Source organism: Cupriavidus sp. 94F1 (assembly GCF_057798875.1).
In genome coordinates this window covers 454,331-475,526 of record NZ_JBYOJT010000004.1, presented here as the reverse complement: position 1 = coordinate 475,526, position 21,196 = coordinate 454,331, and the positions used below count along the sequence as shown (strand labels likewise).

Below are 21,196 nucleotides of genomic sequence, written 5' to 3'. Positions count from 1 at the left end.
CAGCCTACTTAGGGGAAACATCATGGGTTTTGGTCAAGGGGTAAGCGGCCTCAACGCCGCGGCGTCCAACCTGGACGTGATCGGTAACAACATCGCCAACGCGAACACCGTTGGTTTCAAGCAATCGACGGCACAGTTCGCGGACGTGTATGCAGGCTCGAAGATCGGCCTGGGCACGCGCGTGAACGCCGTCGTGCAGTCGTTCACCAACGGCAACATCTCGACGTCGGGCCGCAACCTCGACGTGGCCATCAGCAACGGCAACGGCTTCTTCCGCCTGACGAACACCGACGGCTCGGTGTTCTACTCGCGTAACGGCCAGCTGAACCGCCTGGACGACGGCCGCCTGGTGAACGCCACGGGCCTGCAGGTGACGGGCTACCCGGCAGGCACCACCGCCGGCGGCGTGGCACCGCAACCGATCGTCATCAGCAACGCGCAGATGAACCCGCAGCCGACGACCAAGATCCAGGCCCAGTTCCAGCTCGATTCGCGCAGCACGCTGCCGACCAACCCGGCGTTTACGTCGAGCGCGGGCAACCCGCCGACCTCGTCGATGTTCAACTACAGCACGTCGATCACGGTGTACGACTCGCTGGGCAACAAGCAGCAGCTGACCGCGTACTTCGCCAAGACGAACACCACGCCGGCCGCCCCGAACACCCAGGGCACGATCTGGAACATGTACCTGACGTTGCCGGACGGCACGCCCGTGGGCAACCCCACGCCGGCCGCGCCCGCGGCCATTCCGGTCGAATTCGACAACAGCGGCAAGATGGTCACGCCGGCCGCGCTGGCTACCGTTACCCTGCCGCCCAAGAACGGCGCTGCCGCGATGTCGGCCACGCTGGACCTGACCGGCTCGACGCAGTTCGGTTCGGACAACGACCCGAAGAAGATCGTGCAGGACGGTTATGCGTCCGGCGCGCTGCTGGGCTTCTCGGTGCAGGAAGACGGCACGATCCTGGGCTCGTACTCGAACGAGAAGACCCAGTCGCTGGGCCAGATCGCCATGGCATCGTTCGGCAACGTCGAAGGCCTGAAGCCGGAAGGCGACAACGTGTGGTCGGCCACCGGCGCGTCGGGCCAGGAACTGCTGGGGACGGCAGGCGGCGCGATGGGTACGCTGAAGTCGAACGCCGTGGAAGAGTCGAACGTCGACCTGTCCGGCCAGCTGGTGAACCTGATCGTGGCCCAGCGCAACTACCAGGCCAACGCACAGACCATCAAGGCACAGGACACCGTCCTGCAGACCCTGGTGAACATCTGATCGACGCCTAGCCAGAAGCACTCGCCATGGACCGCATGCTCTACACCGCCCTGTCGGGCGCCAAGCAGATACTCGACCAGCAGGCCGCGGTATCGAACAACCTGGCCAACGCCTCGACGCCCGCCTTCAAGGCGCAGGTGAACCTGTACCGGGCCGTCCCGGTGCAGGGCCAGGAAATGCAGACGCGGGCGTTCACGCTTGCGTCCACGCCCGGCGCCGACATGAGGGCCGGCCCGCTGACCTACACCGGCCGCAATCTCGACGTGGCGCTGCAGGGCAATGGCTGGCTGGCGGTGCAGATGCCTGACGGTTCCGAGGCCTACACCCGCGCGGGTTCGCTGCAGGTGTCGGCCGACGGCCAGCTCCAGACGTCGGCCGGCCGGCCCGTGCTGGGCGACGGCGGCCCGATTGCCGTGCCGCCCGGCTCGACGGTGTCGATCGGTACCGATGGCAGCATCGTGGCGCGCGGGCCGGGCGAGGCTGCCAACGGCCTGGCCCAGGTGGGCAAGCTGCGCGTGGTCACGCCACCGCCCGAAGGGCTGGCGCGCGGCGACGACGGCTACTTCCGCCTGCGTCCCGGCGTGGACGCGCTGCAGCAGGACCCCAACGTGCGCGTGATTGCCGGCGCGATCGAAGGCAGCAACGTCAATCCGGTGGAGGCCATGGTGGACATGATCGCCAACGCGCGCCGCTTCGAGATGCAGATGAAGATGATCTCGGGCACCGATACCAACGACCAGCGGGCCAATTCGCTGCTGTCGAACAACTGATGATGCGCGCGGCACCCGTCGCACGCATAACGAACTCTCGAACCAGGACAACTCCATGATTCGCTCTCTCTGGATCGCCAAGACCGGCCTCGATGCGCAGCAGACGCAGATGGACGTGATCTCGAACAACCTGGCCAACGTGTCGACCACGGGCTTCAAGCGCAGCCGCGCGGTCTTCGAGGAACTGATGTACCAGACGATCCGCCAGCCGGGCGCGCTGTCGTCGGACCAGACCGTGCTGCCGTCGGGCATGCAGCTGGGTACCGGCGTGCGCCCCGTGGCCACGGAACGCATCCACACGCAAGGCAACCCGACGCAAACGGGCAATTCGCGCGACGTGGCCATCATCGGCCAGGGCTTCTTCCAGGTGACGATGCCGGACGGCACCACCTCGTACACGCGCGACGGCTCGTTCCAGGTGGATCCGAACGGCCAGCTGGTGACGTCCAGCGGCTTTGTGCTGAACCCGGCCATCACGCTGCCGGCCAACTACACGTCGGTGAACATCGCACGCGACGGCACGGTGACCGTGATGCAGCCGGGCTCGACCAACGCCGCGACGGTGGGCCAGATCCAGGTCGCCACGTTCCCGAACCCGGCCGGCCTGGAAAGCCTGGGTGAAAACCTGTACGTGCAGACCGATGCCTCCGGCGCGCCGAACACGTCGGTGCCTGGCCTGAATGGCGCCGGCACGCTGCAGAACAACTACGTCGAAGCTTCGAACGTGAACGTGGTGGAAGAGCTGGTCAGCATGATCCAGACCCAGCGCGCTTACGAAATCAACAGCAAGGCGGTACAGACCTCGGACCAGATGCTGCAGCGTCTGAGCCAGATGGGCTAAGAACGGGAATGATCATGGCCGCCACGCAGTATCGCATCAGCCCACTCGTCGTTCGTGCCATCGTCGGCCTGGCCGCGCTGGCAAGCGGCGGCTGCGCGATGATGCCCAGGGAGCCGCTTGTGCAGATGCCCACCACCGCACGCGCCGAGCCGCGCGCGATGGCCCCTGCCACGGGCTCGATCTACGCATCCTCGTACGCGGGAAATCCGCTGTTCGAGGATCGGCGGCCGCGTAATGTTGGCGACATTCTCACCATCGTGATCAGCGAGAACGTCAACGCGAGCAAGAACTCTGCCACCAACGCCAACCGCACCGGCAGCACCGCGCTGGCGTTCAATGCGGTACCGCGTGCCCTGAGCGGCCTGTTCAGCACCAGCCAGAACGCCGACATCAACGGTGCCAACTCGCTGAAGGCCGGGGGCGGCGCCAGTGCCGCCAACACCTTCAACGGCACGATCACCGTGACGGTGATCGAGGTGCTGCCCAACAGCAATCTGGTGGTGTCCGGCGAGAAGCAGATGGCGATCAACCAGGGCGCCGAGTTCATTCGTTTCTCGGGCGTGGTCAATCCGCGCACGATTACCGGCGACAACGCAGTACCGTCCACCCAGGTGGCGGATGCGCGCATCGAATACACCGCGAAGGGGTATATCGACGAGGCGCAGAACATGGGCTGGCTGCAGCGTTTCTTCCTCAATGTCTTACCGTACTGATCCCGCCATGTTTCTGCCTCCGATGCCTTTCCACAAGCCAGGCTCGTATTTTGGCAACCCGCCCGGCCGTCTTTCCCGCTCAGGTCGCGCGGTATCTTTTGCCTGCCTGCTGCTCCTGCTCGTACTGGGTCTGGGCGCCGGCGCCGCGCATGCGGAACGCCTGAAGAACCTGGCGACGTTCCAGGGCGTGCGCGACAACCCGCTGGTGGGCTACGGCCTGGTCGTGGGCCTGGACAATACCGGCGACCAGACCATGCAGACGCCGTTCACCACGCAAAGCTTGAGCAACATGCTGTCGCAGCTGGGCATTACGCTGCCCGCCGGCAAGAACATGCAGCTCAAGAACGTGGCTGCCGTGATGGTCACCGCCACGTTGCCGGCCTATGCCCAGCCGGGCAGCCAGCTCGACATCGTGGTGTCGTCGATGGGTAACGCCAAGAGCCTGCGCGGCGGCACGCTGCTGATGACGCCGCTCAAGGGCGCCGACGGCCAGGTCTACGCCATCGCCCAGGGCAACATGCTGGTGGGCGGCGCGGGCGCGTCGGCCAACGGCAGCAAGGTGCAGATCAACCAGCTGGCCGTGGGCCGCATCGCCAACGGCGCGATCGTCGAACGCGCCGTGGCGTCGTTCCAGCCCGAAAACGGCTTCACGAACCTGGAGCTGAAGGACACGGACTTCGGCACGGCCGAACGCGTGGTCGAGGCGATCAACCGCAACATGGGCCCGGGCACCGCCGCCGCGATGGACGGCCGCGTGGTACAGGTTCGCATGCCGCAGACGCCGACCGCACGCGTGGGCTTCATGGCCCGTATCGAGAGTATCGATGTGACGCCGGCCAAGGCCGCCGCCAAGGTCATCCTGAACGCGCGGACTGGCTCGATCGTGATGAACCAGGCGGTCACCGTGGAAGACTGCGCGATTGCTCACGGCAACCTGTCGGTGGTCATCAATACGCAGCCGGTGATCAGCCAGCCGGCTCCGTTCAGCCAGGGCCAGACCGTGGTGGCGCCGGTGTCGCAGATCGACCTCAAGCGTGACGGCGGTTCGCTGCAGATCGTCAAGGCGGGTGCGTCACTGGCCGCCGTGGTCAAGGGCCTGAACGCGCTGGGCGCCACGCCGGCCGACCTGCAGACCATCCTGGAGGCCATGCGCTCCGCCGGCGCGCTGCGCGCCGAACTGGAGATCATCTGATGTCGGCGGGTACCACGCTTGGCGGCCAGGCCGATATCTCGCAGCGGTTTGCCCTGGATACGCAGGGATTCGAGTCGCTCAAGAACCAGGCCCGCGCCGGCAACAACGCGACGACGCTGCAGGCCGCTGCCAAGCAGTTCGAGGCGGTGTTCACGCAGATGGTGCTCAAGAGCATGCGCGACGCCACGCCGTCCGACGGCCTTTTCGACAACGAGCAGACCAAGCTCTACATGTCGATGATGGACCAGCAGATGTCCCAGCAGTTGTCGTCGCGCGGCATCGGCTTGGCCGATGTCATGATTCGCCAGCTGGCACGCGCCACCGGCACGCCACTGCCGGCCGGCATGAATGGCGCCGGCGGGATCACGGGCGCGAGCGTGCGCGACGCGCAAATGGCGCAGATGCTCGATAGCCGCGGCGCCACCGACGCCGATGGTCCGCCGCCAGTCGGCACCACGCTGCCGGGCGCGGCGTGGAACCCGACCGCCGGTTTGCGCCAATACCAGAACCAGGCCGACTGGCAAGGCAATGGCCAGGCGCAGCTGGGCCAGTTGCCGGACGATTCGCCGGAGCACATCAGCAACTTCGTCAACCGCATGGCCGAGCCGGCCATGGCGGCGTCGCGCGCCTCGGGCGTGCCGGCCAAGCTGATCGTGGGCCAGGCCGCGCTGGAGTCGGGCTGGGGCCGCCGGGAGATCCGCAATCCCGATGGTTCGAGCACCTTCAACGTATTCGGCATCAAGGCAGGCGCCAACTGGAAGGGACCGACCACCGAGATCCTGACCACCGAGTACGTGGACGGCCAGCCGCAGAAGGTGCGCGCGAAATTCCGCGCCTACGGCTCGTATGAGGAAGCCTGCAACGATTACGCGAAGCTGATCAGCAACAACCCGCGCTATGCGGGCGTGGTGACCGCCTCGAACGCCGAGGAAGCTGCCCATGGCCTGCAACGCGCCGGGTATGCCACCGATCCGGCCTACGGCGAGAAGCTCGTGCGGATCATGAAGAAAGTCTCGACCTGACGCCGCCGGCGGTGATGACAGCAACATACGTCGCCGCCCCGTTCCCCATCCAGCGTGACCGTGTAGCGGTCGCGCTGTTTGCGCTTCTGCATTGCATTTCGATGAGAGTGATCGCTCACAAATGCCGGGTATTCCAAGGCATTGCGCCGCTAAAGTCGCGCCGCATTTCCGCCGATAACCAACACATCCACCGCCGTCGGCCGTTCGCCGCTGGCTAGCCATTCGATCCGGAGTCAGACAAACATGTCTCTGTTTAATATCGGTCTGTCGGGCCTGAACGTCGCCCAGAACGGGCTTACCACGGTCGGCCACAACTTCAGCAACGCGGCCACCGCGGGCTATACGCGCCAGAACACGATCATTGCGTCGGCCGGCGGCCAGGCCACTGGTTCGGGCTTCTACGGCATGGGCGCGAACACGGTCACCGTGCAGCGCGTGTACGACAGCTTCCTGACCGGCCAGCTGCGTGGCGCCACGTCGGCCAGTCACGACCTGTCGACGTATTCCGACCAGATCCGCCAGATCGACAACCTGCTGGCAGACGAAAAGGGTGGCCTGGCGCCGCTGATGCAGAAGTTCTTCGCGGCCGTGCAGGCCGTGTCGGACACGCCGTCGGACCCGGCCACGCGCCAGGGCCTGATCTCGTCGGCGCAGGCACTGGCCGGCCAGATCAAGTCGTCGAGCGACTACTTCAAGCAGTTGCAGGACGGCATCAATACCCAGCTGCAGTCGTCGGTTACGCAGGTCAATGACTACACCAAGCAGATCGCCAGCCTGAACAAGGAAATCACCCGCATGACCGCCTCCGCCGGCGGCCAGCCCCCCAACGACCTGCTCGACCAGCGCGACCAGGCCGTGGCCAAGCTGACCGAACTGGTGGGCGCCAAGGTGGTGGTGCAGGACGGCGGCACGTACAACGTGTTCGTGGGCAATGGCCAGCCGCTGGTGATGGGCAGCGATTCGTACGACATCAAGGCCGTGGCTTCGGCAGCCGACCCCAGCCGCACGGTCATCGCCTACACGATTCCGGGCACGTCGAATGCGATCGAGGCCGAACCCGGCGCGGTCACCGGCGGCTCCATCGGCGGCCTGATGCGCTTCCGCAGCGAGACGCTGGACACGGCGCAAAGCGCCATCGGCCGCATCTCGCTGGCCATCGGCCAGACGTTCAATGCCCAGCACAAGCTCGGTATCGATCTGAACGGCGCCATCGGCACCGACATGTTTGCCATGGGTTCGCCGGTGGTGTACGCGAACAACAACAACACGTCCACTTCGGTGGTGACGGCGACGATCAGCAACGCCAGCAACCTGACCACCAGCGACTACACGCTGAGTTTCGTGGGCGGCCAATACTCGCTGACGCGCAAGACCGACAACGTGGTGGTGCAGAGCTTCCCGGGGCCGGCGCTCCCGACCTTTACCGCGGACGGCATGAACATCACGCTGAGCGCGCCGATGAATCCGAACGACTCGTTCGAGATCCAGCCGACGCGCAACGTTGCGTCGAGCTTCAACGCGCTGATTACCGATCCGGCCAAGATTGCCGCGGCATCGCCGGCACGCGTGGATGCCAGCACGCAGAATACCGGCACGGTGAAGGCGTCGCTGTCCAACGTGACCCCGGGTTACTCGCTGCTGACCAATCCGGTCAAGGTTACGTACACCGGTGGCGCCTACGTGATCGTGGATTCCGTCACCGGCAATCCGCTGGCCCCGGCGCCCACCGTGACCACCACGGCCACGGGTACGGATATCACGATCAACAACATGACGTTCAGCCTGAACGGCACGCCCAAGAATGGCGACCAGTTCACGCTGTCGAACAACACGGGCGCGGTGGCCGACAACGGCAACATGCTCAAGCTGGCCAAGCTGCAGACCGCCAAGACCATCAACGGCACGTCGAGCTTCAACGACGCGTATGCCCAGCTGGTCAACGACGTGGGCAGCAAGGCCAAGTCGACCGACATCGCGTCGGCATCGCAGGACAGCATCACGGACCAGATCTACACGGCCCAGCAGTCGGTGTCGGGCGTGAACATGGACGAGGAAACCGTGAACCTGCTGAAGTTCCAGCAGCTGTACCAGGCCAACGCCAAGGTCATCCAGGCGGCCAGTACGATCTTCGACACGCTGGTCAGCATCGGCTGATCGCGGACATCCCTGACAACACCGGAAAAGAAGGAATCACGCCATGCGCGTCGCAACCTCCACCCTGTATCACCAGGGCCTGTCCTCGATGAACAGCCAGCAGTCCAACCTGCTGCACGTGCAACAGCAGCTGGCCACCGGCCGCCGCGTGCTGACGCCGTCGGACGACCCCGTCGCGGCCACGCGCGCGCTGGGCGTGTCGCAATCGGTCGCCGTGAACGGCCAGTACACCGCTTCGCGCAAGCAGGCCAATGCGTCGCTGGGCCTGGAAGAAAACACGCTGTCGACGGTAACCACCGTGCTGCAGAACATCAAGTCGCTGCTGGTGAACGCCGGTAACGGCACGCTGAGCGACAACGATCGCGCATCGCTGGCAACGGCCCTGCAAGGCCAGTACGATCAACTGGTGGGCCTGGCCAACGCCGATGACGGCAATGGCAACTACCTGTTCGCGGGCCTGAAGACCGGCACCGCCCCCTTCGCGACCGATGCCGCCGGCAACCTCACGTACCAGGGCGACACCGGCCACCAGCTGCTACAGGTTGACGTGGCGCGCCAGATGGAAGCCGGCAACAACGGCGCGGAGATCTTCCAGACCGTCACGGCCAATGCTGGCTACGTCATCAAGGGCAGCAGCACCAACGCCGGCACGGGCACCTTCAGCGCGATTTCGGTGACTGATCCGAGCAACGCACTGTACGGCCACAACTTGAGCGTGACGTTCTCGGTCGCTGCCGGCGTCACGCAATACACGGTCAACGACCTGACCACGGGCAACCCCGTCGGCCCGGCAACGAACTACGTCGATGGCGGCTCCATCAACGTGGCCGGCGTGTCGTTTTCGATCAAGGGCACTCCCGCCAATAACGACACGTTCCTGGCCCAACCGGCCCAGCAGGCAGGCGCCGACATGTTCGCCAACCTGAAGGACGTGATTACCGCCCTGCGCACACCGATCGACTCCGGCACTGCCCAGGACGTGGCCGCGGCCAACCTGCAGAACGCGATCTCGACCGGCCTGCGCCAGAACAACAACTCGCTGGACAACGTGCTGACGGTGCGTGCGTCGGTGGGCTCGCGCATGAACGAACTCGATGCGCTGGACACCATCGGCTCGAACCGCGACTTGAGCAATTCCAAGACGCTCTCGGACCTGACCGAACTGGATTACGCATCGGCCATTACCGAGTACTACCAGCGTCAGACGGCACTGCAGGGCGCGCAGCAATCCTTCATGCAGATCCAGCAGATGAACCTGTTCAGGTTCCTGGGATGATGCGGTGAGGTGGCGTTGCGCCACCTGTCCCGCACCGCAATTTAGATGCTCAACTCTTCGCAATACAGTGGCTAAACTGTCACATGTAGCCTACGAAGTTGCCGGCAAGCGCCACGAAGAGCTTCGTCATCTCAGGGTCGAAGGTAGTACCTGATCCCTCTCGAATAGCGGCGCAGGCCTCCTCATGCGCCATGGCCGGCTTGTAAGGGCGCCGGGATCGAATGGCGTCGTATGCGTCTACGATCGCCATCAGACGGGCCGGGATGGGGATTGAGTCCCCCGCGAGCGCATTCGGGTAACCGCTGCCGTCCCAATGCTCGTGATGGCAAGCCGCCATCTGATGGAGGCACGCCAGAGTCTGGCTGCTCTCTGGGAGTAGTGACAAGGCGGCTTCGACGATGCGCCGCCCATGTTGCACGTGCGCTTGCACAATCCGATACTCGCCTGCGGCCAGGCCGCGCGGTGCCAGCAGCAGATGGGCCGGAACACGCAGCTTTCCTACGTCATGAAAGTACGCACCAAAGGCCAGCAGATTCGCATTGAATTCCAGGTTTGGAACACGTTCGGCGTACTCTTGCGCAAGGATTGCCATAAGATTCGCACATCGATTGCCGTGGTCGAACATCTCCTGTGCCGCCTGGAGCCATTGCGCACCGTCAAAGCCGGGTTCCTTGGATACTTGCTCTACAGCCGCGGCAATTGTTACCCCGAGCGCCGTATGCGCCGAGGACGGAAACTCGTTTGTAGTCATGATTCCTCAGTGCGTCGACTGGTCGGCCAGGAAGTTCCTGAGTGTCAGGCCGTGACGCACTGCTCCAGCAAAATGCTTCATCACCATTGGTACGCAATACCACCGCCCACTGTTGTGCCACCGGACGAAACGCCTGCGCCAGCCCGCAACTTGATGTTCTGATTGATCCGGGCCGAGATACCGATCGCGCCAGCGCCATACCCTTGGTACGAGGCGCCGGCCACGCCGATCGAAATGGTCTTGCCAGGGTCGACATCAGGAAGCATCGACAGGGCGGAGGCGCTAGCGATACCGCTGTATGCCTTCGACGCGACGTCGCCAATCATCCCCGTCACCTGATCGATACGGCTGCCGAGTTGGCCGTATGAGTAATCGAGTTGGCGACGATTCACGGCATCAGTCGGCTGCACGCCATCGGCTACGTTGGCGATGACTCGTTCATTGCCCGCCGAGCCCACAGAAACTGTGTTCGCACGGTCGGCAACAGAGTTAGCGCCGAGGGCGACGCTGTTGCCGGCCTGTGCCGCAGAGCCAGCGCCGATGGCCACGCTGTTCGTACCTTGTGCGGTAGCGTTTGCACCGGCTGCGACACCCTTCGAGCCCGCTGCTGCCGATGCGCGGTCTGACGTGTCATTGGCACCGTCCGCTTTGAAATAGGCATTACCGGCCGCTAGCTGCCCGATCTGTTGGCCAACGCTTTGCTCCAGCCCACTTACACGAGTGTTGGTCTCATAGTGTTGATTGCCCGTGACAGCGTCAGTGCTGCCAGCGGCGATCGTGCCGTCGCTCACGCCGGTGACAGCCCGAGTTCCATCGGTGCCGGACACATCCACGGTGGTGCCGGCCTTTTCTGCGGCAACCGTGACGGTGCCGTCGGCGCTCTGGCGGACGAGCCCGATTTCGCCGTTGTTGATCTGCTGGGTGACGGTGGTGACCTGTCCTTCCACGTTTGTGACACGAGAATCCAACGCATCCACTGCGCCTTGGACACCATGCACCTGTTGTCCGCCGACCGAGTAGACCGGGACGGACACCGTACCGTCGAAGAGCACCTGAGATCCGCCGCCAAGCGCCGATGATATCGAGGATCCGACCGCGTGGATTTGGCCGCCATTGACGGCAAACGTGCTGTCAGAGGTAATGGCACCGGCAGCGACACCTTGCACCTGACGCGACTCGTCCCGGGCGTTGCTCATGTCGACGAGTGAGCCGCCAGTTTGCCCACCGACCGTAATTACGCCGGTTGCAGGATCTTGCTGCACCAGGCCGACGGTCCCGTTCACAATACTTGTGCTCAGGTCTGTGATGGCTTGATGGTTGATGTAGGTGCGCCGATCAATACTGGTGAGCGCGTCGCCGACATTGTTGAAAGTGCCGTCGGTCAAGTTGTACGAAGGCATGATCAGCGCACCGGTGTCAGGGTCGTACCTGGCGCCGCCGCCGAGAGCCTCAGCGAACGAGTCGGCAGCGCGGGTGACCTGTCCGACTGTCGAGGCATCGGTCGCCAGTACGCCGTCCTTGACGTTCGAGATAACGCGTTCACTTCCCGCCGAGCCCACGGACACGGTGTTGGCGCGATTGGCGACGGATCCTGAGCCAAGCGCGACGGAGTTGTCTGCGTTCGCCTGTGAGCCGGTACCAAGTGCTGTCGAGCTGGTGCCGTTGGCTGCGGCGCTATGGCCGAATGCCGAGGCGCTTTCGGCCGCTCGTGAGTACCCGCCAATTGCTGAGGCGCGCGCACTATCTGCGGTCGCGGACTTGCCGACTGCTACCGCGTCATCACCGTGCGCCTCCGCATCCTGGCCAAGCTTTACGCCGGTGTTGGCTGCAAGCAGGAGCGGCTGGCCAAACGTCTCAAATACCGGCGTCATGGAATCAGGCGATTCACCGCTTTCACTGGTTGATGACGCTGGCGCGGGGGAAACACCTGCGTCCTTATCCGGAAGCGTTTCCTTGTCGGGAGTATCGGGCGCAGACGGGTCTGTTGCAGACGGCGCGCTGAATACCTGACCGGCAATTGCGGGGCCGTCGAGCGTTGCGGTTGGCGACGCGCTGCTACCAATTGCCGGGTGAATTGCTGTGGCAAGCGCGAGCGCAACAGCGATAAGGGCCGCGCCCTTCCGGCGTCCCTTGGTGTTTTCGGCCGCAGCCACCCACGTTCGTGTGGTCGCATTCCATATCGAGCGGAAGATCGTGTTCATGATGCCCTCCTGACCAATGCTTCATTTGATGTGCGCAGATCGCGCTAATCACGCAATGAAGTATTGGATTGGAGGGTGCTCATGACATATAAAGGAAGGGCGAAGCTCTCGTCGCGTTTCCGCTACAGCGGGGCTTGGCCCGCTTTCGGACTGAGGTAGTCAGGATTCCGCAGCTTGGAGAAGTGCAATGGAAGAGACATGGGTGTGTCGGGCGTCATTGTCGTACTGAAGAGAGCCGTTCCACGCGCCAAGGATGTCATTGAGGCGGGCCAGCTCTGGCGCGAACATCTCAAGAAGGGTGTGCGTGGTGGGCGCGAGAATGTCGAGGCTTACCTCAGCCAAGCCACGAGTTGTCCTGTCGGCAACCAGGCGGACGGTAATCGGTCCGTGAGCAGAGGCGCGATACGCGATGTCGATTTCCGCAAAGATCACGTGACGAATTCTCACTGGGTCTGCCCAGATACAAAGGTCCTCAGGCCCGACGAATTGAAGGGTAATGGGTCGCGCATCGCGGTTGGCCGCGGCTACGACCGGCGCAGTTGCGGCACCGAACAGGGCATTGAGGTTGCAGCGATCGCGTAGTGGCCGCGCGGATTCCGCTGCGTCCTCAACTAACACCTGCATGCTGGCGAGTCGGCGTTCAAGGTTTCGCAAGGCAGACTCAGTATTGGCGAGGTATTGTTCCAGCGCGGCACCCTCTGCGCGCGCTGATCTTGCGCTTGCGATGCAGTTAAGGGCGTCGCGCAAGGGTTCGGTCAAGTCGCGCTCAAGATCCTCCAGCAACAGGCGTCTCAGCCTGGCGAGTCTGCCGAGCTCCTCACGCGACTGCCGTAGCTCGGCGATAGTGAGATCGATGCTGGTGATGTCCTGACTACCGCTCACCATTGCCAGTACTTGGCCCTGGTCATCAAGAAGAGGGGTGCTCCATATGACGGCGCTACGTGGGTGACCATTCAGCATAAGCGCGTATTCCTTGGTGAAGGGCTTGCCAGTTTTCGAGGACTGCTCGAAGGCGTTTTCAAGCTCGGTCGCCTGATGCTCGGACATACCTAGCACGCGCTCAAGGGATTCCGACCCTCGTTGAGCCATCTGGTCAAACAGCGATCCCAACTGTTCACGCATATAAGCGTTGGCGAAGAGAATGCTGCCACGGGTGTCCCGGATGCTCACTGCGGAAGGGATGGCATCAAGCAGGTTGCTGACCACGGAGGATTCATCCATCATCCAACTCGGCTTTGGGCGCGTGTTTCCATCCCCCTCAGCGTCCCCAGTCAAATGGTTCCGTCGGGCGATGTCGGCGAGTTCGACCACAGAGGCGGCATTCAGCTTCCGAAGCAAGCGGGTCTTGTACGTACTCACCGTGCTCTCGCTAACCACGAGAAGTTGAGCGATCTTGGTGAGGCGGTAGCCACGTGCCAGATACATGAGCACCGATCGCTCACGGTCAGAAAGACTGGCCAGTTGACTGGCTTCGTCATGATGCGCGCCTGCTTGCTCCTCGCCTGTAACGGGAAAGTACATGCGTCCCCGTTTGACCGCGTCAACGGCGAGCTTGAAGTCGGCAATATCATCCAGTTTGCTGACGAACCCGTTCGCTCCGGCGGCAATGCATAAGCCAATGGAGTGGTTATCGTCCTGAGAGGAGACGACGAGGATTTTTGCGGGACATTTCCGGGCGCGCAGGCGTTTGACGACTTCCAACCCACTCAGGCCATCGAGCCGCAGAGCCACTACGAGAAGGTCTGGCGAGGTGTCGATGGCCAGGCGGACCGTCTGAAGTCCATCAGTCGCCTCGGCGACAATCGTATGGCCTTCGGCTTCGAGCAACTGACGTAGGGCATGCCGGGATAGGCTCTCGCTCTCCGCAATGAGGACGGTGCTCATCGATACCTCACGTGTTTGCCCGCACCCTGCGAGTTTGCCAGCGCAGTCCGGTCTGGTGAAGTTAGCTTTTCTGCGCGCTCAATTAAACGTCCTGATCGCTCTTTCGGGGACAGTGGAGAATGCGCCACGCCGGGGTGAATGATCCGCGCTATGCAATACACATCCCGCAACGAATAGTGCGGTCAAACGAAAGACCCTTTGTTTTCGGGTAGGGTTGGTTGTCGCTGCCCGAGCCTGGCAATGTCCGCTGATGGCTGTGGATTCAACCGGCCAGGCGCTGTCGAGCTCAACCGTCTCTGTCCGACCCATAGCCGCCGACGGCCGCTGTTCACCATCGCCTACTACGAGGCGATGCAGGACACGATGGGGGCCTCCACCGTTGACGGATTTGCGCGCATGTACCTGGTTCCTGGCGTGAGCCACTGCGGCGGTGGCGAGGGAAATCCCAATATCAACCTGGTGTCGCGCGTGACCGCCTGGGCGGAGCATGGCACGGCGCCTAACGACGTGATGACTTACCAGACCGATGCGACGACGAGCACGGTGACCGCGTCGCGCCCCGTGTATCCGTACCCGGCGATTGCCAAATACGAGGGCTCGGGCGACTGGCGCGACGGCGGCAACTACACGCAAGGCGCTGCGTTGTACAACGTCGCCACAGCCCCGTGGGTCGGCTCCAGCTTCTACACGCCGCACGCGGCCCAGGTTCTAGGGGCGTTCGCGCCTTGACCTGTCTTTTCCCCCTCTCCAGGGCTGTACACGTACCGCATGGTAGAGGGGGTAGGGCGTCTTGTACCGGATACGCCGGCATCCCAGTCCGTGTGCCAGGCTGGCTGACAAGCCGGCGTCCCGACTAGGCCGGCGTGTCAGTGCGTCACGCCTCGTCGGCGCCGCTGTACCAGTCGACTGTCTGGTCCAAATAGACCAGGCCCTTGTCGGCCAGGCCGGGGCGCATGTTGTACATGTCCACCCCCAGCACGCCCGATGCCAGCTTGTCCCGCTTGGCCGCCTCCAGGGCTTCGCGCTCGGCCGCCTTGCGGGCGATGTCGGCGGCGTGCGGACGAGCCACCACGACCACGCCGTCGTCGTCCGCCACGATCACGTCGCCCGGGCGCACCTGCGCACCGGCGCATACCACCGGCACATTGACTGCGCCCAAGGTTTCTTTGACCGCGCCTTGTGACGACACCGCGCGGGACCACACCGGAAAGCCCATCGCATTGAGCGTCGATACGTCACGGCAGCCCGCGTCGAGGATCAGGCCCCGAGCGCCTCGTGCCTTCAGCGACGTGGCCAGCAGGTCGCCGAACACGCCGTCGGTGCAGTCGCTGGTCAGCGCCACCACCAGGACGTCGCCCGGCTGGATCATCTCCACGGCCACGTGGATCATCCAGTTGTCGCCTGGATGCATCAGGGCCGTGACGGCGCTGCCGGCGATGGCCGTGCCCGACTGGATCGGGCGCAGGTACGGCTTCATCAGGCCAGTGCGGCGCTGGGCCTCGTGCACTGTCGCCACGCCGGACTTGCCCAGCGAATCGATGTCGCGCGCCTCGGCGCGCAGGATGTTGCGGTAGGCAACGTTTCTCATGCCAGAACCTCCGATACTTGCGGAAACACGCGGGCATAGCCCTCGCCGTATTGAATCTTGCGGTCCGAATTGCGCGTGGCCTGCGCGCCGCGCTGCAGCGCCACGCGGGTGTAGTACTCCCACAGATGCTCCTGCGCGGCCATGGTCGTGAAAGCCCGCTGCTTCTTCTCCCAGACGGATGAAATGTCCAGCAGCACGTCAGGCTTCCAGTTGCACTGTTCGGGCTGATGCGGCTCGAAGAGGAACACCGGCGGCGCGCCAATCACCGGCACTTCGGGCTTGTAGCCGTGGGCCTGGGCGATGACCCGCGCTTCCTGCGCCACGTGCGTGGCCAGCGGATGGTCGAAGTTGTAGATGTCCTCCCGCGAATGGCTGAGCACCAGTTCCGGGCGGATCTCGCGGTAGATGTCGGCCAGGCGCAGTAGCGCCTGGTCGGGCACGCGCAGCGGATAGTCGCCCAGGTCGAAGCATTCCAGCGTGCCGCCCAGGATGTCGGCGGCGCGCTGCGCCTCTTCGAGACGTGCAGCCTTGACGCGCTCCATCGTCATGCCCGGCTGGCGCCACATCTTGGCCGATTCGCCACGCTCGCCGAACGACAGGCACACGATGCGCACGTGGTAGCCGCGCTCTGCGTACAGCGCGATCGCGCCACCTGCACGCCAGACAAAGTCGGCCGCATGGGCGCTCACCACCAGGATCGACGGCTGGGTTGCTTGGGGTTGGGACATCGTAACTTCCTTAAATCTGTAACTGTAGGAACGTCAGTCCGCGGTGATGCCGGCCTTGCGGATCACGTTGTTCCACGTCGTGGTTTCCGACTTCACGAACTGGCCGAACTGTTCCGGCGTGCCCGCTACGATCGTCACGCCAAGCTGGCCCAGTTGCTTCTTGACCTCGGAGTCGGCCAGCGCGGTGTTGGCGGCGGTGTTGAGTTGTTTGATGACCGGCGCGGGCGTCTTGGCCGGCGCCACCAGGCCCCACCACACCGACGCGGTGAAGTTCGGCAGGCCCTCTTCCTTGGCCGTCGGCACGTTCGGCAGTTGCGCCGAATGCTGGGCACTGGCCACCGCCAGCGGACGCAGCGTGCCGGCCTTGATATGCGAAACCACTTCGAGCGGATTGATCGGCATGAACGTGATGCGCTCGCCGATCAGGTCGGTAATTGCGGGCGCGCCGCCTTTGTAGGGCACGTGGAGCACGTCGATGCCGGCCGTGTCCTTGAGCATCTCGCCGGCCAGATGGCCCGAGCTGCCATTGCCGGCCGATGCGTAGTTGAGCTTGCCCGGCTGCGCCTTGGCCTGTGCCACCAGGTCCTTCAACGACTTGAAGGGCGACTTGGCCGGCACCACCACCACCAGCGAAGCTTCGCCGATGCGCGCGATGGGCGCGAAATCGGTGGTTGGATTGAAACTGAGCTTGTTGAACAGTGCCGCGTTGGTAGCCAGGCTGTTCGACGCCATCATGATCGTGTAGCCATCGGCCGGAGCCTTGGCGACGTAATCCATGCCGATATTGGTGCTTGCGCCGGGCCGGTTGTCGACGATGATCGGCTGCTTGAGCAGTTGACTCATGCGCTGGCCTACCGAGCGGGCCACGATGTCGACAGCGCCGCCGGCCGCGTACGGCACCACCAGGCGGATCGGCTTGTCCGGATAGCTGTCGGCCAGCGCCACCGTGGCGCCCAGGGACAGGGCTGCCACCGTGGCGGCCATCAGCGATGCCAGTACCGGGCGGCTCCCGCCCTGCAGATTACGAATACGAACGAGGCCGCGCAGCATGCAAGTCTCCATATGTTTTAAGGATGTGCTCGCATTCTGGGTGGCCCCCGTGATACTGTCCAATACGTTTTCAGATTGCTTGTTATTCCGAAACCCTATCAATGGACTTTCGCCAACTTCGCTATTTCGTGGCCGTGGCCGAGGCACTCAGCTTCAGTGAAGCCGCACGGCGACTGCATGTGAGCCAGCCTCCGCTCAGTGTGCAGATCAAGGCGCTGGAAGAAGAATTGGGCAGTGCGTTGCTGGAGCGGTCGCGGCATCATGTGGCCCTGACACCCGCTGGCGAGCTGTTTCTGGACAAGGCACGCGCGGCGCTGGCAAACCTCGACCAAGCTCGCGAAGTGGTAAGGCAGGTGGCTTCGGGCGAGGCCGGAGAGATTCGGGTCGGGTTCACCGCGTCGGTGCCGATGCAGGACATCTTTCCGCGTGCCGTGCATGCGTTCCGAGAGGCGCATCGCAATGCGAAGCTGGAACTGGTCCACATGTCCACGGGACAGCAACTGCAGCAATTGGAGAACGGCGAGATCGATATCGCGTTCCTGCGCCCATCGCCGCAATTCCGGCCGCCGGCCAGCATTGCCGTGCGCGAGGTACTGGCTGACCGGCTGGTGGCGGTGGTGCCGGTGGCTCATCCGTTGGCGTCGGGCCAGCACGAGATCGACATCGGCGCGCTGTCTGGCGAACGCTTCCTGCTGTTCCCGCGCGGCCTGGGCTGCGGCCTGTTCGATCACGCTACCACGCTGTGCAACCGCGCGGGGTTCGCGCCGAACGTCGCACAGGAGGCGCGGGAGGCCACCACGATCATCGGCCTGGTGGCCAGCGGCGCGGGGATTTCGGTATTGCCGCAGATCTATGCTCGGACGGGCATTCCGGGCGTGGCCTACTTGCCCATCGCCGGCCCGGACGCCGCCAGCCGCATCCTGATGGCGCATCGCGCCGAAGCGTTGTCGCCGATCATGAAGCGGTTCGTGGGGTATTTCTGAAAGGCGGCCCGCTTCCGACCTGCCGATCCTGCCACGCTCGGCTTGACCAGGATCCTTGACGTTGGCTCGATCACCCCTGGACCGTTACGACTTGCTGCTTGTCCACTGCGTGCCGCTGCTTGTTCCGCCAGCCACGGAATAGAGTGCGCCCGGCGCATTGCGCGTCTTCTGAAACTCTTCCAGCGACTGTCCGCGCATGGCCGCGTAGATGTGCAGGTTGGACACCCCGCTCACTGCACCGAGCTTTTCCAGCAGGAAGAAGATCACACCGTAGTGAATCATGCCGCGCCAGTCGCGCCGCGTGATGAGGTCGCGCTCTTCGTCGGTCAGGCCGGCCGCATCATAGGTGGCAACCGGATCGCTCCGGAAACGTTTGCGGAAGTCCGGGTCGATGAGCTGGTGCAGATAGCGGTTGATCCGATACGCGCGCACGCTGCGTTCGAGCGTGAACGGGTACGTGCCTTCGAGTTCCTCGATCCCCTCGAGTTGGTGGCCGATATGTTGCCGCTGATGGGCGGCGCGCGTGGCCACCACGTCAGCATCCTCAGTGGCGACGTTCTCGTACACCGCCACGGCGATGCCGGTCATCGACGGCAGATAATAATCGCGATGCAGGCAGCGCACGTCGCCCATCGCGCCTCGCATGACCATCCACATCACTACCTCGGCGCTCTCAAAGCCGCCACGCTTTGCGAACTCGGCATGCGTGATGTCCAGCAACTTTTGCGGCTCGCGCTCGAACAGATCCAGGAATTCGTGGTCCCATGCCGTGTTGTTGAAGCCCGCGCGCTCCCCATGCACCTGGTGAGACAGTCCGCCGGTGGCAACGATCGCTACCTTGAGATCCTCGGGATAACTTTCCACGGCACGGCGAATCGCCTGGCCAAGCTTGAAGCAGCGGCGCGCGGATGGTGCCGGGAACTGCAACACCCCCACTTGCAGCGGCAGGATCTTCACCGGCCATGCGCCATCGTGCGGCAACATCACCGACATCGGCGAAAAACAGCCGTGATCGAGCGGCTTGTCCTGGAAGAATGACATGTCGAACTCATCGGCCACCAGAGACGCGCCAACGTGCCGGGCCAGTTCGACGTGCCCATATGCCGGCGGCAGGTTGCGCGGGCCGCCCCCTTCGTCAGCGGCCTCGTATTTCTCGCCGATGCCCAGTGCGAAGGCCGAGTAGTGATCGAAAAAGAACGACGTGACGTGGTCGTTGTAGATCACCAGCAGCACGTCTGGCTTCTTTTGTTGCAGCCACTCGCTCACCGGCGCGTAGGCCGCGAAGATCGGGGCCCATGCGGGGTCCTGCTGCTTGCCCGCGTCCAGCGCGAAGCCGATGGTGGGCGTATGGGATGAGGCGATTGCGCCGATGATGGTGGCCATAAGTCAGTACGTCAGGCTGTGACCGCGCGAAGCTGTGCCCGCTTGGTCGAAACAATGGAAATCGCTGCCACGGTGGCGGGGATGGCCAGGATGGCGATCACCGCGCTGAAGCTCCAGCCCATCGAAAGCAGAAGACCACCGGCCATCGAGCCCGTGATGCTGCCGAATCGGCCGATGCCAAGCATCCAGCTCACGCCGGTGGCTCGCACCAGCGTCGGGTAGCACTGCGGTGCGAAGGCGTTCAGGCCGGTCTGCGCACCGCTCATGCAGAAGCCCGCCAACAGCACATAGGCCGCGAACATCGACGACATCACGCTGCCTGAAGCCAACAGCAGGATAAAAACCGCGCCCGTCACATACGCCACACCGATTACGCGATGCGGCGCAAAGCGGTCCATGCAGTATCCCACCACCAGCGCGCCAACGGTGCCGCCGAGCTGGAACAGTGCAGTCAGGTTGGCTGCGCGTTCGATAGGCAGGCCGGCGTCCTTGATCAGCGTGGGCAGCCAGCCGCTGAGCAGGTAAATCACGAGCAGGCCCATGAAATAGGTCACCCACAGCGCCAGCGTCATGCCGCGATAGCCCGGGGACAACAGGGTACGCACTGGCTGCTTGCCCGGCACGGCCGGCTCGCTGATCGTGAAGGTCGTGCCGGCGGCAATCTCGCTGCCCACCACGCGCCGCAGCGTACGAGCGATGCGTTCGGGCGAAGCATTGCGCGCCACCAGGAAGCGGGCCGATTCCGGAATCAGCAAGATGTACAGCGGCAGGCAGACCAGAGGGATCGCTCCGCCGACGATCAGCACGGCGCGCCATCCGTGCTCGGGCAGGATGGCGGCGGCACCGAAGCCGACCAACGCCGAGCCGAGGTTGAAGCCCGTGAACATCGTGGCAAGCAGCATGCTTCGCGAACGCTCCGGTACGTACTCCGACAATAGCGTGGTGGTGCTGGGCATTGCCGCACCTAATCCCAGGCCGGTCAGAAAGCGCAGCAGCGACAACTGCGTGGTGTTCTCCGCGAACGCGCACAGCAGGTTGAAGACGCCGAAGAGGAAGACCGAGCCGATCAACAGCTTCTTGCGGCCGAAACGGTCGGACATCGGCCCTACCAAGAGCGCCCCGATGGCCAATCCAATCGGGGCGGCGCTCATCACCACGCCGAAGGCGGCCTTGGAAACACCCCACTCCTTGGTGATGCCCGGCGCCAGGAAGCCCATGATAGCGACATCGATGCCATCGGTGGCGACGATCATGAAACACAGTACCAGCAGCAGCCACTGGTAGCCTGACATCTTTCGTTCGTTGATATGGGCCCGGATATCGAGCCGTTGGATGGTCATGTGCCGTCTCCGGGCATAGTCCCGCCGAGCGTGCTACGGCGGAATCTTGT

The 21,196-nt window shown here is 63.8% G+C and carries 18 protein-coding genes; 10 read left to right on the top strand and 8 right to left on the bottom strand.

The window, feature by feature from the left end:
* Positions 1 to 22 precede the first annotated feature (22 nt).
* The 8 genes from flgE to flgL all read left to right on the top strand — a co-directional run bounded on the left by flgE (position 23) and on the right by flgL (position 9,238).
* The gene (gene flgE / locus AC3FJ6_RS13085) at positions 23 to 1,270 is read left to right on the top strand and encodes a flagellar hook protein FlgE (protein ID WP_487522453.1); all 1,248 of its coding nucleotides are present in this window, start codon (positions 23 to 25) and stop codon (positions 1,268 to 1,270) included.
* Positions 1,271 to 1,296: 26 nt separating this feature from the next.
* Complete coding sequence (flgF, locus tag AC3FJ6_RS13080; protein ID WP_153950102.1) at positions 1,297 to 2,040, top strand: flagellar basal-body rod protein FlgF; 744 nt, start codon at positions 1,297 to 1,299, stop codon at positions 2,038 to 2,040.
* A gap of 55 nt (positions 2,041 to 2,095) precedes the next feature.
* Positions 2,096 to 2,881 carry a flagellar basal-body rod protein FlgG gene (flgG, locus tag AC3FJ6_RS13075; RefSeq protein WP_092598974.1) on the top strand — a complete coding sequence of 262 codons (786 nt, stop codon included), beginning with the start codon at positions 2,096 to 2,098 and terminating at the stop codon, positions 2,879 to 2,881.
* Positions 2,882 to 2,889: 8 nt separating this feature from the next.
* A complete protein-coding gene (flgH, locus tag AC3FJ6_RS13070; RefSeq protein WP_153950103.1) occupies positions 2,890 to 3,594 on the top strand; it encodes a flagellar basal body L-ring protein FlgH in 705 nt (234 codons plus the stop codon).
* 7 nt (positions 3,595 to 3,601) lie between these two features.
* The gene (locus AC3FJ6_RS13065) at positions 3,602 to 4,786 is read left to right on the top strand and encodes a flagellar basal body P-ring protein FlgI (RefSeq protein ID WP_488772267.1); all 1,185 of its coding nucleotides are present in this window, start codon (positions 3,602 to 3,604) and stop codon (positions 4,784 to 4,786) included.
* Positions 4,786 to 5,808, top strand: a complete 1,023-nt coding sequence (flgJ, locus tag AC3FJ6_RS13060; RefSeq protein WP_488772266.1) for a flagellar assembly peptidoglycan hydrolase FlgJ — start codon at positions 4,786 to 4,788, stop codon at positions 5,806 to 5,808. Before AC3FJ6_RS13065 ends, flgJ begins: the two co-directional genes overlap by 1 nt.
* 243 nt (positions 5,809 to 6,051) lie before the next feature.
* A complete protein-coding gene (gene flgK, locus AC3FJ6_RS13055) occupies positions 6,052 to 7,962 on the top strand; it encodes a flagellar hook-associated protein FlgK (protein WP_488772264.1) in 1,911 nt (636 codons plus the stop codon).
* Between the two features lie 43 nt (positions 7,963 to 8,005).
* Positions 8,006 to 9,238, top strand: coding sequence for a flagellar hook-associated protein FlgL (gene flgL, locus AC3FJ6_RS13050; protein WP_488772263.1), 1,233 nt, complete (start codon positions 8,006 to 8,008; stop codon positions 9,236 to 9,238).
* A gap of 79 nt (positions 9,239 to 9,317) precedes the next feature.
* On the opposite strand, the gene AC3FJ6_RS13045 is transcribed toward flgL, so the two are convergent.
* The 3 genes from AC3FJ6_RS13045 to AC3FJ6_RS13035 all read right to left on the bottom strand — a co-directional run bounded on the left by AC3FJ6_RS13045 (position 9,318) and on the right by AC3FJ6_RS13035 (position 14,074).
* Positions 9,318 to 9,989, bottom strand: a complete 672-nt coding sequence (locus AC3FJ6_RS13045) for an HD-GYP domain-containing protein (RefSeq protein ID WP_488772262.1) — start codon at positions 9,987 to 9,989, stop codon at positions 9,318 to 9,320.
* A gap of 80 nt (positions 9,990 to 10,069) precedes the next feature.
* Complete coding sequence (locus AC3FJ6_RS13040; protein ID WP_488772261.1) at positions 10,070 to 12,190, bottom strand: YadA-like family protein; 2,121 nt, start codon at positions 12,188 to 12,190, stop codon at positions 10,070 to 10,072.
* Between the two features lie 159 nt (positions 12,191 to 12,349).
* Entirely contained in the window at positions 12,350 to 14,074 is a 1,725-nt protein-coding gene (locus AC3FJ6_RS13035) for a response regulator (RefSeq protein WP_488772259.1), read from the bottom strand.
* Positions 14,075 to 14,314: 240 nt separating this feature from the next.
* On the opposite strand from AC3FJ6_RS13035, the gene AC3FJ6_RS13030 reads away from it, so the two are divergent.
* Positions 14,315 to 14,803 (top strand): tannase/feruloyl esterase family alpha/beta hydrolase, encoded by a 489-nt coding sequence (locus AC3FJ6_RS13030; protein ID WP_488772258.1) that lies wholly within the window; start codon positions 14,315 to 14,317, stop codon positions 14,801 to 14,803.
* Between the two features lie 145 nt (positions 14,804 to 14,948).
* On the opposite strand, the gene AC3FJ6_RS13025 is transcribed toward AC3FJ6_RS13030, so the two are convergent.
* From AC3FJ6_RS13025 to AC3FJ6_RS13015, 3 genes are read right to left on the bottom strand one after another with little or no spacing between them, the layout of a single operon-like run.
* Positions 14,949 to 15,662 (bottom strand): 4-carboxy-4-hydroxy-2-oxoadipate aldolase/oxaloacetate decarboxylase, encoded by a 714-nt coding sequence (locus AC3FJ6_RS13025; RefSeq protein WP_488772257.1) that lies wholly within the window; start codon positions 15,660 to 15,662, stop codon positions 14,949 to 14,951.
* Positions 15,659 to 16,390: a PIG-L deacetylase family protein gene (locus AC3FJ6_RS13020; protein WP_488772256.1), complete on the bottom strand. Its 732-nt coding sequence runs from the start codon at positions 16,388 to 16,390 to the stop codon at positions 15,659 to 15,661. The genes AC3FJ6_RS13025 and AC3FJ6_RS13020 overlap by 4 nt, the downstream gene beginning before the upstream one ends.
* Before the next feature lie 33 nt (positions 16,391 to 16,423).
* Entirely contained in the window at positions 16,424 to 17,440 is a 1,017-nt protein-coding gene (locus AC3FJ6_RS13015) for a Bug family tripartite tricarboxylate transporter substrate binding protein (protein WP_488772255.1), read from the bottom strand.
* Between the two features lie 101 nt (positions 17,441 to 17,541).
* Here AC3FJ6_RS13015 and AC3FJ6_RS13010 point away from each other — a divergent pair, with 101 nt between their 5' ends.
* Positions 17,542 to 18,423 carry a LysR substrate-binding domain-containing protein gene (locus tag AC3FJ6_RS13010; protein WP_488772253.1) on the top strand — a complete coding sequence of 294 codons (882 nt, stop codon included), beginning with the start codon at positions 17,542 to 17,544 and terminating at the stop codon, positions 18,421 to 18,423.
* A gap of 84 nt (positions 18,424 to 18,507) precedes the next feature.
* Here AC3FJ6_RS13010 and AC3FJ6_RS13005 read toward each other — a convergent pair whose 3' ends face one another.
* Positions 18,508 to 19,806, bottom strand: a complete 1,299-nt coding sequence (locus tag AC3FJ6_RS13005; RefSeq protein ID WP_488772252.1) for a gallate dioxygenase — start codon at positions 19,804 to 19,806, stop codon at positions 18,508 to 18,510.
* A gap of 11 nt (positions 19,807 to 19,817) precedes the next feature.
* Complete coding sequence (locus AC3FJ6_RS13000; protein WP_488772251.1) at positions 19,818 to 21,146, bottom strand: MFS transporter; 1,329 nt, start codon at positions 21,144 to 21,146, stop codon at positions 19,818 to 19,820.
* Positions 21,147 to 21,196 lie beyond the last annotated feature (50 nt).